Annotated in this window: 12 protein-coding genes; 8 read left to right on the top strand and 4 right to left on the bottom strand. The window is 62.9% G+C overall.

Features of this window, described 5'->3' with window-relative positions; all coding sequences use genetic code 11:
- Positions 1 to 15 precede the first annotated feature (15 nt).
- On the bottom strand, positions 16 to 618 hold the full coding sequence (locus tag H0241_RS16785) for a hypothetical protein (RefSeq protein ID WP_181058768.1): 603 nt from the start codon (positions 616 to 618) through the stop codon (positions 16 to 18).
- A 286-nt stretch (positions 619 to 904) separates the two neighbouring features.
- On the opposite strand from H0241_RS16785, the gene H0241_RS16790 reads away from it, so the two are divergent.
- Positions 905 to 1,426: a hypothetical protein gene (locus tag H0241_RS16790; RefSeq protein WP_181058769.1), complete on the top strand. Its 522-nt coding sequence runs from the start codon at positions 905 to 907 to the stop codon at positions 1,424 to 1,426.
- An 89-nt stretch (positions 1,427 to 1,515) separates the two neighbouring features.
- Positions 1,516 to 2,010 carry a YegJ family protein gene (locus H0241_RS16795; protein WP_181058770.1) on the top strand — a complete coding sequence of 165 codons (495 nt, stop codon included), beginning with the start codon at positions 1,516 to 1,518 and terminating at the stop codon, positions 2,008 to 2,010.
- A gap of 6 nt (positions 2,011 to 2,016) precedes the next feature.
- On the opposite strand, the gene H0241_RS16800 is transcribed toward H0241_RS16795, so the two are convergent.
- Positions 2,017 to 2,994: a DUF3137 domain-containing protein gene (locus H0241_RS16800; protein ID WP_181058771.1), complete on the bottom strand. Its 978-nt coding sequence runs from the start codon at positions 2,992 to 2,994 to the stop codon at positions 2,017 to 2,019.
- A gap of 51 nt (positions 2,995 to 3,045) precedes the next feature.
- Positions 3,046 to 4,092, bottom strand: a complete 1,047-nt coding sequence (locus H0241_RS16805; protein ID WP_181058772.1) for a CapA family protein — start codon at positions 4,090 to 4,092, stop codon at positions 3,046 to 3,048.
- A 135-nt stretch (positions 4,093 to 4,227) separates the two neighbouring features.
- Here H0241_RS16805 and H0241_RS16810 point away from each other — a divergent pair, with 135 nt between their 5' ends.
- From H0241_RS16810 to H0241_RS16830, 5 genes are all read left to right on the top strand, one after another.
- A complete protein-coding gene (locus H0241_RS16810) occupies positions 4,228 to 5,481 on the top strand; it encodes a hypothetical protein (protein ID WP_181058773.1) in 1,254 nt (417 codons plus the stop codon).
- Between the two features lie 120 nt (positions 5,482 to 5,601).
- A complete protein-coding gene (gene uvrB / locus H0241_RS16815; protein WP_328824712.1) occupies positions 5,602 to 8,781 on the top strand; it encodes an excinuclease ABC subunit UvrB in 3,180 nt (1,059 codons plus the stop codon).
- A gap of 460 nt (positions 8,782 to 9,241) precedes the next feature.
- Complete coding sequence (locus tag H0241_RS16820) at positions 9,242 to 10,837, top strand: ABC-F family ATP-binding cassette domain-containing protein (protein WP_235984312.1); 1,596 nt, start codon at positions 9,242 to 9,244, stop codon at positions 10,835 to 10,837.
- Positions 10,838 to 10,904: 67 nt separating this feature from the next.
- On the top strand, positions 10,905 to 11,291 hold the full coding sequence (locus H0241_RS16825; RefSeq protein WP_181058774.1) for a nuclear transport factor 2 family protein: 387 nt from the start codon (positions 10,905 to 10,907) through the stop codon (positions 11,289 to 11,291).
- Positions 11,292 to 11,383: 92 nt separating this feature from the next.
- Entirely contained in the window at positions 11,384 to 11,557 is a 174-nt protein-coding gene (locus H0241_RS16830; RefSeq protein WP_181058775.1) for a hypothetical protein, read from the top strand.
- Between the two features lie 49 nt (positions 11,558 to 11,606).
- Here the strand turns inward: H0241_RS16830 and H0241_RS16835 are convergent, their stop codons facing one another.
- On the bottom strand, positions 11,607 to 12,221 hold the full coding sequence (locus H0241_RS16835; protein ID WP_181058776.1) for a glutathione S-transferase family protein: 615 nt from the start codon (positions 12,219 to 12,221) through the stop codon (positions 11,607 to 11,609).
- Between the two features lie 203 nt (positions 12,222 to 12,424).
- On the opposite strand from H0241_RS16835, the gene H0241_RS16840 reads away from it, so the two are divergent.
- On the top strand, positions 12,425 to 12,853 hold the full coding sequence (locus H0241_RS16840; RefSeq protein ID WP_181058777.1) for a VOC family protein: 429 nt from the start codon (positions 12,425 to 12,427) through the stop codon (positions 12,851 to 12,853).
- Positions 12,854 to 12,891 lie beyond the last annotated feature (38 nt).

The raw sequence follows: 12,891 nt of genomic DNA on the forward strand, positions 1-12,891 counted from the left end.
GGCCTCCACGCCGGCCTACTGCTTTGGCCCGATGCCCGGGATCAAATTAAGGACGGAGTTTATGTATTCCGGCCGTACAGCGCCGCTGATGAGCGTGAAGGTGGCGAGCATGATGCTGGCCAGGGCTCCGTCATGCCAAGGCCTGAAGGCCAGCGCGTCGACGGCATAAGCCCAGAAGGGGAAAGCGAGCATCGACATGACGATGTTGGCGCCGGGAGCCTCCGCATTGTCGGCGGCATCGCTCACCGATTTCAGGTACACCGGCGTCATTGCCAGCGCGATGAACAGCACGGCCCATGAAATGGTCCAGACGCTGATGCCGGCCATTTCAATCTTGTAGATGGCTGCCTGCACCTGGCCCGGAATATCCGTGGATTCTGCGGCCACCGCATCGGTCAACGCCTTGGCGGCTGGCTTCTCGACCGCATTGACGAGGATCGAATTGACGAAGATGAAGAACGCCACGACCTCGGCGGGCACATATTTCGCCACCCGGTCGAGATAACCATCGCCGTCTTTCGAGTCTGTTTCGCCCTGACCGTTCTGCCCGCCTTCGTCGTCTGCAACGCCCTCAAGATTGCCTTTCGACACCACCGCGGATCGGACAACTCTTCCCATGATAACCCCCTCCGATACTGTTGTATCACCCCATCAGTATTGTAGTAGAAAACCGCGCCAAGAAACAGTTGTCGTAGCCGTAGCCGGTAAGATTATTTTAGACTTCTTACAGAAAATACACCATGGCCGACGCCCTATCTAATCCCGGGCGTTTCGAATCCACCTATAGTGAGCCATTTCCGAAAACCTGCCGCCGTGGTCGTTTCGCAATCATGGCCAAAATCCCGCCTTGTTCGCGCGCGATGGAAGGGGTGGCTGCCGGGGGGGCAATCCGAAGGACAAGACCGTGATCAAGACCGCCCTTGTCGCCATGACCATCGTCGGCTGCGACTGCGACGCCAAGCTTTGCGAATATATCGGCGAGACGCCGGCGAAGTGGACGACCATCGCCGACTGCGAAGCGGCGATGAAAAGTCAGATGCTGCACCAGAAGAACTTCGACTATCCGCTGGTCTCCGGCATCTGCCGCACCAAGGGTTCGGCGCCCTCTTCGCAACTGGCGGCGACCGCATCCCGCCCGGAACTGAAGCCAGCCAGCCGGAGTGTTCAATCTGAAAGCCCATTGCCGCCGGAACTGAGCCATCGGCCGAGCGTTCCCGTCGGCTCGCCGACGACGGCCATGGAAGCAGCAGCAGCCCGGCCCGTCGCCTACGAGCAAGTGGTCGATGGCGGAACCGGCGTGCTCTACCGCACCAGGAACGGCTATGCCGTGGTCAAGACCGACCTCGGCCGTGCCGCATCGGCAACGGTCGGCATAGCCAAGCGATCCGCGAACTGGCTGGCAGGGCTCGTGCCGAGCGGGCTCTGAACGGCCTCGCTGCCCGTGTCGCACTGCGGTTGAAAATCCTTGCTAGATGCTTGATGGTATCTGCCATCAAGGTGGAGGATCGCCATCCCATGAAGCATGCAATTCGCGTTATGCTGTCCCTGATATTGGTGTCTTCTCCGATAGCCGCCGGAGCGCAAAACTCCAGCCAGGGCGACGACAAGGTCGTCAACGTCGCCAGGGACGATCCGGATATGGCGGCCGCCATTGCGCAGGCGCGCGCCAGCCTCGATCAATTCCTGTCCTTGTCGGATGCACCGCCTGCCGGAACTACCGGCTACAAATTGAAGGTCGAGGTCAAGGACGGGGACACTTCGGAGCATTTCTGGATCATCCCCTTCCACAAGACCGCAAGCGGCTTTGCCGGAACATTGGCCAATGAGCCGCAGGCCGTGCACAATGTGACTGCCGGCCAGGAACTCGAATTCACCCGAGACGATATCTCCGACTGGGGCTACACCAGGAACGGCCGCCAGGTCGGCAGCTTCACCGTCTGCGTGCTGTTCAAGACGATATCGAAGGAAGAAGCCGACTATTATCGCCAGAACTACGGTTTCGACTGCTGACTAACGTCAGCCTGGCTGAACCTCGCCATCCGTCGCGCCGATCTTGCGCACCAGCGCCGCCGTCGCCAGGATCGCGCCCATATCGGCGATCATCGGCGCAATGTGGCTGGTGTAATCGAGCGGCACGGAAATGGCCGGCAGTTCGAAGAAGTTCTTCGGCTGCGGCAAAAGCAGGAAACCGTCGCTGCCGTTGAGCGCCACCCGCGCCGGATCATCGCGCCATGTCTCATTCAGCCATTTCAGCGCCTGCGCCAGCCGGCCGCTCACCAGCGGTTGGGCGGCGGCGACATTGTCGGTGCGGAACTCATAGTCGCCATCAAGCAGCGGATCGCCGCTCGACAATTCCTGCATCTTGCCGGCGAAGATGCCGCGAAAGAAACCGACGACCGCATTGCTGCGGCGCGTCGCCACCAATGTGCCGGGGAATGGCGCGATCGTCTCGAAGGCGACGATGACGCCCTTGAAGACCGTCGACGAGCCTTTGCCCGAGCCTTGGCGTAACTCCGCCTCGTAAAGCTCGAACGGAAACTGCTCGTAGCGGCCTGACACGATGTCATCGAAGCTCTGCCGGTTGAAGGCGCCGACCACCGCGCGCGGCAGCCGGTCGAAGGAATTCGGCGTCACGCTGTGCTGATAACGCACATCCCTGATGAAGCTGAAGATGATCGGCAGCAGCGTATCGCGAAACGATTGCTGCAGCCGCGTCGCCGGCCTCATCGCCTGGAAATAGAGCAGCAGCGCCGCGAAGAAACCGCCGACATAGAGGAACACATGCGGCGTCGAGAACCACTGCTCGTTCAAGTCGGCGACCTTGTTGAACAGCCAGGCCACCAGCACCACAAAAACCAGCAGCAGCCCCAAAAACACCAGCACCCGCCAGCGCACCTGACGGTAGGCCGAAGCCCGTCCGGCCTCATAGGTTTCGATGTTCTTCCTGATGCCGGCGATGACCGCTTCATCAGGCATGAAATCCGCTGTTTCCATCGCCCCCTCGCAAGCCCATTTCGCCTATCATACCGTTTTTGCGGAAAGCCGTCAGTCGCCGAAAATCGCCTTCAGCCGCACCTCGACCTTGCTCTTCATCCGGCCTGCCAGCGCCTCCACCGGCACCAACCGTTCATGCCCGCCGGCGCGCAACCGCATGAAGGGATGCATCCGGTAGCCGGCGATCGCGCCGCGCCTGCCGAGATCGGCGCTGACATCGACGACGAAAATGCCGCCGATGCGGCCAGGCCATGGCTGGCGCGCCAGCGCCGTGCCGAGGAAGTCGCCGAGCCCATAGGCGACAAGCGTCTTGCCGACCCACTGCACCGGTTGCACCACATGGGCATGGTGTCCGGCGATCAGCCCGACGCCATATCCGGCAAGCAGCCTGGCCAGCGCCTGCGTCTGCGGCTGCGGAAAATGCCGGAACTCCCAGTCCCAGTGCGGGATGGCGCAGGTGAGATCGATGCTCTTGTCGGCCGCGCCTTTTGGCCATGCTGAGGGATCACTTTGCATCGACACAAGCTTAGTGAATGGCCCGGCGTCGGCATTGCGCCACAGCGTGAAGGCGGCAAAGCCGATCGTCAGCGGCCCGACCTTGACCTGCTCGACCGGTCCCTTTTTTGCGGTGCCGATGGTGCGGATGCCGAGCCGCTTTAGCGACGCAACGGTCTCGTTGAAACCGGCGACGCCCTGGTCGAGCACATGGTTGTTGGCCAGCGACAGCACCAGCCTTTCACGCGCAATGCCGAGCGCAGTCAGCGCCTCGGCGAGAAACCGTTCGCTCATCGCATGATGCGTGCCGAACCGCGTGCCGAGCGCCACGCTTGGCTGCTCGACGATCGGGCTTTCGCAATTGCCGATCACCAGATCGGCCGATCCCAGCAGCTTTGCGATCATTGGATCGCACTCCGGCGCGCTGCGGTTGGCCACAGCCGAAATGTCGCCGACGAAAGCCAGCCGCACCTTCCGCGCCGGCGGCGGATCGATGATGGTTGTGGCGGCAATCGGTGCAAAATCCCTGACATCGCCACCGAGCGACGGCTTCAGGAAGCGCGGCAGCCATGACAGTTTGTAGGAAAGCGGATAGTTCGACACGCGACGCCCAATCGTTTGCCTTGTGTAGACGGTCTGCCTGGGAAGTGTCGACCGTCCGTCCTTGAAACACTGCCGTAGGCAGACACGGCGCCAAATGCGTGTAATCTCCGCGTAGTCGCATAGTGGAGGAATGAGATGACACGCGTAGCAAGCCTGTTGGCATCCGCCCTGCTTTTGTTACTGCCACTATCTTCGGCGTCGGCCGCCGCGCCCGAAGCGGCAACCGCGCTGTTCGAGGCCAAGACCGTGACCAACCGCAACGCCGCTCTCACAACACTCGAGGCTGCGGCACCAGGCGATCCGGCATCGGCCTATGCCGCCGGCGCCGGTGAATTCTTCACCGCGCTGGAAATCCTCGCCGGCGGCCTGCATCGCCACGGTTTCGAAAGCCCGCAATCCTTCATGCTGCCGCTGATGCGGCTTCCGGTCCCCGACAATCCCAGTCCCGAACCACTGACCTACGAGCAGTTCCGCGCCATTCTGGTCGCCTTCCGCGACCGGCTGGAGAAATCCGCCGCCACGCTGGGCTCGGTGCCGGCCGACGCCGATATCGGCATGGTCATCGACCTCACCCATGTCGGCATCGATCTCAACGAGGACGGCGCCATCGCACCGGACGAAAGCATGGCCGCCATCATGGCTTCGCTGTCGCGCGGCGGCATCGCCCCCGACGATACCGCGCCGGCGCTCGCCTTCCGCTTCGACCGTGCCGACGGTTACTGGCTGCAGGGCTATGCCGAGTTCCTGATGGCGCAAGCCGATTTCTGGCTGGCGCATGATTTCAGGACCATGTTCGACGGCTCGTTCCACATGCTGTTCCCGCACGCCAAGCTGCCGCTGCAGGATATTCTCGTCCCATTGGACGGCGGCACCGGCGGCATGCTCGCCTCCGAATGGCGTATTGCCGACTTCATCTCGCTGGTCCACCTCGTCAACTGGCCGGTGATCGAGCCCGAGCGCCGGCAGGCGGCGCGCCGCCATCTGCTGGAGATGATCCGGCTGTCACGCGAGGACTGGAAGGCGATCCGCACTGAGACCGACAATGACCACGAATGGCTGCCAGGCCCACAGCAGAAGGGCGCCAACCCGCTGACCGGCCTCGAAGTCGGCGAGGAGCAGGTGCAAGCCTGGCTCGCTGCCTTGACCATGGCCGAGGACCTGCTCGAGGGCCGCGTGCTGCTGCCGCATTTCCGCATCGCCGACAAGGGCATCAACATGAAGCGCTTCTTCGAGGAGCCGAAAAATTTCGACCTGGTTCTGTCGATTACCGGCCCTTCCATCGCGCCCTATCTCGAGAGCGGCAAGATCCTGACCAGCGACGAGTTCGACCAGATCCAGCGCCAGTTCGGCGGCGCCGGGTTTTTGACCTTTGCGCTATGGTTCAACTGAGGAGAAGGCTGTTCGGCGCGCCAACGCTCCTGACACCCTTATGTCAGCAGCCTCGGGGCGCGTCCGGCCGCTCGCCACTGCACCCTTTCCATTTTGCCGGACTCTGCCCATATTCGGGGCATGGCCAAACTCCCCGGTAAAAAGACGCCCTCGACGGCGGGTGACAACAGCGCTTCGCCGCCCAAGCGGCGCAGTCCGCTGACCGATTTCCTCGATGCCTCGGAGCCGCTGCACAAGGGCGGCTTCGCCGAAGCGCCGCAGGCCGATTTCACCGGCACGCCGCTGACCGGCTCGATTGCGGACTGGGCCGAGCAGATCGAGCAGGAAGCCGAGAAGGAAGGGCGTCTCGCCGGCAAGGGCGACGGCGGCAAATCGCCGAAAGCAGCGAAAAAGATCCCGGAGCGTTCCGCCGCGCCCGGCCGCAGTTCGCGTGGCACCTCGATGGGCGGCGCGGCAACGGCCCGCGAACGCACCGCCGCCGGCCTCAATCCGGTCGCCGGCCTCGACATCTCGCTGGAAGATGCCGAGACGATGGCCTCGGGCAGCGTCACCGCCACGGTCGCGGCGCTGTCGGCGCTGATCGAATCCGGCAATCCGCTGCACAAGGACGGCGTGCTGTGGACGCCGCACCGCCCTGCCCGGCCGGAAAAGTCCGAAGGTGGCATCGCCATCAAGATGGTGTCGGATTTCGAGCCGGCCGGCGACCAGCCGACAGCAATCAAGGACCTCGTCGAAGGCGTCGACAACAACGATCGCACCCAGGTCCTGCTCGGCGTCACCGGCTCCGGCAAAACCTTCACCATGGCCAAGGTGATCGAGGAGACGCAGCGCCCTGCTCTGATCCTGGCGCCCAACAAGACGCTGGCCGCGCAGCTCTATTCCGAGTTCAAGAAATTCTTCCCCGACAATGCGGTCGAGTATTTCGTCTCCTACTACGATTATTACCAGCCTGAGGCATACGTTCCGCGCACCGATACCTTCATCGAGAAGGAATCCTCGATCAACGAGCAGATCGACCGCATGCGCCATTCGGCGACACGTTCTCTGCTCGAGCGCGACGACGTCATCATCGTCGCCTCAGTGTCCTGCATCTACGGTATCGGCTCGGTCGAGACCTATACGGCGATGACCTTCCAGATGCAGATCGGCGACCGGCTCGACCAGCGCGCGCTGCTCGCCGACCTCGTCGCGCAGCAATACAAGCGCCAGGACATCAACTTCGTCCGCGGCTCGTTTCGCGTGCGCGGCGACACGATCGAGATCTTCCCGGCCCACCTTGAAGATCGCGCCTGGCGCATCTCGATGTTCGGCGACGAGATCGAGGCGATCACCGAATTCGATCCGCTCACCGGCCAGAAGACCGGCGAGCTGAAAAGCGTCAAGATCTACGCCAACTCGCACTATGTGACGCCGCGCCCGACCTTGAATCAAGCCATCAAGTCGATCAAGGAAGAGCTCAAGCAGCGCCTGCAAGAGCTTGAAAAAGCTGGGCGTCTTCTGGAGGCGCAGCGGCTTGAGCAGCGCACCCGCTTCGACCTCGAGATGCTGGAAGCCACCGGTTCCTGCGCCGGCATCGAGAATTATTCGCGCTATCTCACCGGCCGCCAGCCGGGCGATCCGCCGCCGACCCTGTTCGAATATATCCCTGACAACGCTCTGGTCTTCGTCGACGAAAGCCACGTCACCGTGCCGCAGATCGGCGGCATGTACCGCGGCGACTTTCGCCGCAAGGCGACGCTGGCCGAGTATGGATTCCGCCTGCCGTCCTGCATGGACAACCGTCCGCTGCGCTTCGAGGAATGGGACGCCATGCGACCGCTTTCGGTCGCGGTTTCGGCGACGCCCGGCGGCTGGGAGATGGAGCAGTCCGGCGGCGTCTTCGCCGAGCAGGTCATCCGCCCGACCGGCCTGATCGATCCGCCGGTCGAAGTGCGTCCGGCCAAGAGCCAGGTCGACGATGTCGTCGGCGAAATCCGCGACACCACGGCCGCCGGCTACCGCACGCTGGTGACGGTGCTGACCAAGCGCATGGCCGAGGACCTGACCGAATATCTGCACGAGCAAGGCATCCGCGTCCGCTACATGCACTCCGACATCGACACGCTGGAGCGCATCGAGATCCTTAGGGATTTGCGCCTCGGCGCCTTCGACGTACTGGTCGGCATCAACCTGTTGCGTGAAGGTCTCGACATTCCCGAATGCGGCTTCGTCGCCATCCTCGACGCCGACAAGGAAGGTTTCTTGCGCTCCGAGACATCGCTGATCCAGACCATCGGCCGCGCCGCCAGAAACGTCGATGGCAAGGTCATCCTCTATGCCGACCAGATCACCGGCTCGATGGAGCGGGCGATGGCCGAGACCAACCGCCGTCGCGAAAAGCAGATGGAGTGGAACGCCGCCAACGGCATCACGCCGGAATCAGTGAAGTCGCGCATCTCCGACATTCTGGATTCGGTCTACGAGAAGGACCATGTCCGCGCCGATATCTCGCAGTTCACCGACAGCGCCGGCGCGATGATGGGCAACAATCTCAAGGCCCATCTCGACGCCATGGAAAAGCAGATGCGCGACGCCGCCGCCAATCTCGACTTCGAGAAGGCCGCCCGCCTCCGCGACGAAATCAAGCGGCTGCGCGAGATGGAACTGTCGATCTCGGAAGACCCGCTGGCCAAATATGCCGATATGGAAAGCCCGGTTTCGGGCCGCGAAAAGGGCAAGCACAACAAGGGCGTGGCCAAGCATCGTACAGCGGAGGAACAGGAGCGTTTCCGCAAGTTCGACGCGGCCCGTGCCGCCGAAGAGGCGGCCAGGGCTGCCCGGTCCAACCTCTTCCGCAAACCGGCGCTCGACGAGATGGGCGCCGACGGCGCGGTGCCGGTGAAGAAGCCGCTGTTCGCCAAGCCTTCGATCGACGATATGGGGCCAGGCACCGACATGACGACACCGTCGGGTGCGGTGTCACGCTCGCTGTTCAAGAAGCAGTCGGCGCAGGAAGCGCATGGTTCCGACTTCGGCATTCCGGGCGACCCGACGAAACCGCTGTTCAAGAAGAACTCGCTCGACGAGATGACGGTGCGGCGAACCGAAAAGCCCGTCGAAGGAAAAGTGCCGGCAAAGCCCCAGCCAATCTCCCCCCAAGTGGGGGAGATGTCCGGCAGGACAGAGGGGGGCGCGAAGGATCGCGACGATTCCGCTAAGCCCATCGTTCGCCAGCGCTCCGGCATCGGCTCTTATGAGGATCCGGGCGATGCACGTCGGGAGAAGCGCCGGCCGGGGAAGACGGGTCGGCCGGGGAAGTAGCGCTTTCCTTCTCCCCTTGTGGGAGAAGGTGGCCGAGCGAAGCTCGGTCGGATGAGGGGTGTTCCAGGGAACGCAGACGCCTCACTCCGCTGGAACACCCCTCATCCGTCTCGGCGCTGCGCGCCGATCCACCTTCTCCCACAAGGGGAGAAGGGAGCGCTCCACCGTTGCGCCGCCCACTTGCCACCAACCCCGCCTTTGGTGTAATCGCTCCGCACACTCAATCGTCTTGTCTTGAAAGGAGGGCTCACGTGTTCACGTTTCATCGTCACCATCGTCAGCGTGGCCCGATTTCTGCCCTGCGAGTTCGCTTGCAGGGCTGACCAGGGACATCACGGGGTTTTTCCCGCTTCGATTTTTTGGTCTGCCCTTCGTGGTGTGCAACGCTGAGCCTGATGGCCTGCACGCACACCGTCAAAGTGCATCCGGAGTTGTCTCCGGCAAGACCAGAGAAATCACAATGGCCCTGATCAGCCTCAAATCCCTCGGCGTCATCATGAGTGCGCCGTTGTTTTCCAACCTCGACCTCACCATCGGCACTGGCGACCGGCTCGGCATCGTTGCCGCCAATGGCCGCGGCAAGTCGACTTTGCTGAAATGCCTGACCGGCGGGATGGAGCCGACCTCCGGCGACATTACCCGCACGCGCGGGCTGCGCGTCGGCCATGTCGAACAGTCCGTCCCTCCTGCCCTTCTCGGCCGCACCTTTCATCAGGTGGTGGCCGACGCCTTGCCGGCCGAGCAGGCCGACAGCGAGATGTGGCGGGTCGATGTGGTGCTGGACTCGCTCGACGTGCCCGAGCCGATGCGCGAGCGGGAAATGCGGGCGCTGAGCGGCGGCTGGCAGAGGCTGGCGTTGATCGCCCGTGTCTGGGTTACCGACCCCGACGTGCTGCTGCTCGACGAGCCGACCAACCATCTCGATCTCGCCAAGATCAGCCAGCTGGAGACCTGGCTGAACGCGCTGCCGCGCGACGTGCCGGTGGTGATCGCCAGCCATGACCGCGCCTTCCTCGACGCCACCACCAACCGCACGCTGTTCCTGCGCCCGGAGGAATCGCCGGTGTTTGCGCTGCCCTATTCGCGGGCAAGGCGGGCTCTCGACGAACTGGACGCTTCGATGGCGCGCAGGTTCGAGCGCGACATGAAGGTGGCTCAGCAGCTGCGCAAACAGGCCGCCAAGCTCAACAACATCGGCATCAACTCCGGCAGCGACCTCCTGACGGTGAAGACCAAGCAGTTGAGAGAACGGGCGGAGAAGCTGGAAGACGCGGCGGTATCAGCGCATCGCGAGAAATCGGCCGGCGCGATCAGGCTGGCCAACCGCGGCACGCACGCCAAGGTGCTGATCACGCTCGACGATGCGGCGGTGGAAACGCCCGACGGTACGCTGCTGTTCAAGACCGGCAAGCGCCACATCTGCCAGGGCGACCGCATCGTGCTGCTCGGCCGCAACGGTGTCGGCAAGTCACTTTTCGTCAATCTGATCCGCAACGCCATCGCCGAGCCGGACACGGTCCCGAACGTGAAGGTGACGCCGTCGACGGTGCTCGGTTACAGCGACCAGGCGTTGGCCGGCATCAGCGGCGACGACACGCCGCTGGCCATGGTCTCGCGCCGCTACGATGTCGGCGAGCAGCGCGCGCGCTCACTGCTTGCCGGCGCCGGCGTGGTCATCGAGATGCAGGGGAAGAAGATCGGCGCGCTGTCCGGCGGCCAGAAGGCGCGGCTGATGATGCTGGCGCTGAGGCTCGCCAATCCCAATTTCTACCTGCTCGACGAGCCGACGAACCACCTCGACATCGATGGCCAGGAAGCGCTGGAGGATGAGCTGCTCAAGCACCAGGCAAGCAGCGTGCTCGCCTCGCACGATCGCTCCTTCATCCGCGCCATAGGCAACCGCTTCTGGCTGATCGACAAGCGGCGGCTGACGGAAGTCGAAGACCCCGAAGATTTCTTCCGCTCGGTGGCCGAGACACCAATTGAGTGGCGATTACATAAGCCCGGGCCGGCATCTGGAAGTACTGCCGGCCCGTCAAAAGTATTGGTGAGATAACCATACTTCCCCATCGGTCGGAAAAGGCGCATTCTGAAGCTTCCGCAAACCGAGGGAGGAAACGGTCATGGGTGGGGTGGACGTCGTCAAGAGCCTTTATGATGCATATGCAAAACGCGACATCAAAGGTGCGCTGGATCACTGCGCCGACGATGTCGTCTTCCGCTGGGTCGCCGAACCGGGGGCTCCGTATATCAGGGCAGGCAGCGGCAAGGAGGAGTTCCTTGCTCGCCTGATGTCGCTGGACAATGATTTCGAATACCGGAGCTTCCGTCCGGTTGACTTCATCCATAGCGGCGACAGAATTGCCGCGCAGGTCGAAATCCATCTGACGCGCAGAACCAACGGCCAGGAGCTTGTTATGCGTACCGCTGATTTCTGGACGGTACGCGACGGCAAGGTGGTCGAGATGGTGGAGTACTACGACACTGCCCTCGCGGCATCGGTACTCTAAAATAATTTCAGCGCTCTGTCGGATCGCCTGAATCTGCTGCGTCCTTGGGATGCCGACACGATGATGCCGGCTTCATCTGAGGAGAAAGCATCATGTCCATTTTGTCATCCATAGGCCGCGTCGCCACCCGTTACGCACAGAACCGCGCCCGCTATCGCAGCGAGCGGGAGTTGCTGGCCCTGCCGATCGAACTGCGCAAGGATATCGGCTGGCCGGAAATCGTCATCGACGCGCAAAACGGTCCGCGGATCTGCAGGGCGCCCTGACCATGCGGTCGGGAAATATCGATGCAGGCCGTCGCAGGGCGACCCTTGCTCAGTCGTGCGTGTCGCCCGACAGCGGCGTCGCCTGCATCGATCCGCGCTTTTCAAACGCCTCGAACCAGCGCGTCAGCCGCGCCCGCGCGCCAAACGACGGAAGCTGGCGGAACGCCATCCAGGACAGCGTGGTGGCAAGCGCTATATGGCCGACATGCAGCGGCGCCTCGTCGTCCAGCGTGCTTTCGATCCAGTCGTAGCTCGCCTCGATTTTTTCCCGGTAGCCTTCGGCAAGAGCACCGTAACGCAGCTGTTCGGGCCGTCTTTCCGTCTCCCAGCGCAAGGCGATGCCCGTCTGCGCCAACCCTTGAGCGACTGCTTGCAGCCGCAACGCCTGCCAGCGCGCCTCGCCATCCTGCGGCAGCAATTTACGGCCGTCATGCAGCGTGTCGAGATAGGCGCAGATGACATCGGAATCGAAGAGCGGCGACGCATCCGGCCGCAGCAGCACCGGCACCTTGCCGAGCGGGTTTTCGGCGTAGACACGGGCATTGTGCAAGGTCGGGCTGGTCTCGTGATGAATGACCTCGAGCCGATCGGCAAGGCCGACCTCATGGGCGAAGACGAGCGCCTTGCGCGCGAAGGGCGAGTGGGTCTGGTAGTAAAGGATCATGGTCGTCTCGAAGGGTTGAAAAGGCAGTCCCCTTTTCTAGCCCGCGGGCTGCGAGAATTGCGCTCTGATTGAGGGCCGCCGACGCAACTTCATTTCACGCCAAAAAAATCGCATCGGCCATGTAGGATTGCCGCTGCCTCGTTCGTCCTAGGGTTCGCAAGACCAGATCAAGCGCCCAGACCAAACCCAAAGAGGAGCAAGACATGACCGACCAGACCCCCGTTCAGCCGGCCGCGAAAGTTCTCGGTGGATTGACCCCCTATCTGCAACTGGACGGCGCCTTCAAGGCCGCCGAATTCTACAAGAAAGCCTTCGGCGCCGAGCAGGTGTTCTTCTATCCGCCCGATGACCAGGGCCGCACCATGCACATCCATCTCCACATCAACGGCTCGACCTTGATGATTTCCGATTTCTACCCGGAAAACGGCATGCCCGCCGTCAAGCCGCAGGGCTACACCATGCAGCTACATCTCGGCGCCGACGAGATCGATGGCTGGTGGAAGCGCGCCGTCGATGCCGGCTGCGAAGTCGCCGTGCCGCTCCAGCTGATGTTCTGGGGCGATCAGTGGGGCAATATGCGCGACCCCTTCGGTGTCGAATGGGCGATGAACGCGCCGGCGAAGAAAGGCTGACGCTTCTTACCTCTCCCCTGTGGGGTGAGCAGCCGGTT

The organism is Mesorhizobium neociceri, assembly GCF_013520985.1.
Lineage (GTDB): Bacteria > Pseudomonadota > Alphaproteobacteria > Rhizobiales > Rhizobiaceae > Mesorhizobium > Mesorhizobium neociceri.

What these genes read in the sequence shown, in the direction of transcription:
- H0241_RS16800 (WP_181058771.1), bottom strand. Translation starts at nt 2,994, where the DNA reads ATGGAAACAGCGGATTTCATGCCTGATGAAGCGGTCATCGCCGGCATC.
- H0241_RS16810 (WP_181058773.1), top strand. Translation starts at nt 4,228, where the DNA reads ATGACACGCGTAGCAAGCCTGTTGGCATCCGCCCTGCTTTTGTTACTG.
- H0241_RS16835 (WP_181058776.1), bottom strand. Translation starts at nt 12,221, where the DNA reads ATGATCCTTTACTACCAGACCCACTCGCCCTTCGCGCGCAAGGCGCTC.
- H0241_RS16785 (WP_181058768.1), bottom strand. Translation starts at nt 618, where the DNA reads ATGGGAAGAGTTGTCCGATCCGCGGTGGTGTCGAAAGGCAATCTTGAG.
- H0241_RS16825 (WP_181058774.1), top strand. Translation starts at nt 10,905, where the DNA reads ATGGGTGGGGTGGACGTCGTCAAGAGCCTTTATGATGCATATGCAAAA.
- uvrB (WP_328824712.1), top strand. Translation starts at nt 5,602, where the DNA reads ATGGCCAAACTCCCCGGTAAAAAGACGCCCTCGACGGCGGGTGACAAC.
- H0241_RS16830 (WP_181058775.1), top strand. Translation starts at nt 11,384, where the DNA reads ATGTCCATTTTGTCATCCATAGGCCGCGTCGCCACCCGTTACGCACAG.
- H0241_RS16840 (WP_181058777.1), top strand. Translation starts at nt 12,425, where the DNA reads ATGACCGACCAGACCCCCGTTCAGCCGGCCGCGAAAGTTCTCGGTGGA.
- H0241_RS16795 (WP_181058770.1), top strand. Translation starts at nt 1,516, where the DNA reads ATGAAGCATGCAATTCGCGTTATGCTGTCCCTGATATTGGTGTCTTCT.
- H0241_RS16820 (WP_235984312.1), top strand. Translation starts at nt 9,242, where the DNA reads ATGGCCCTGATCAGCCTCAAATCCCTCGGCGTCATCATGAGTGCGCCG.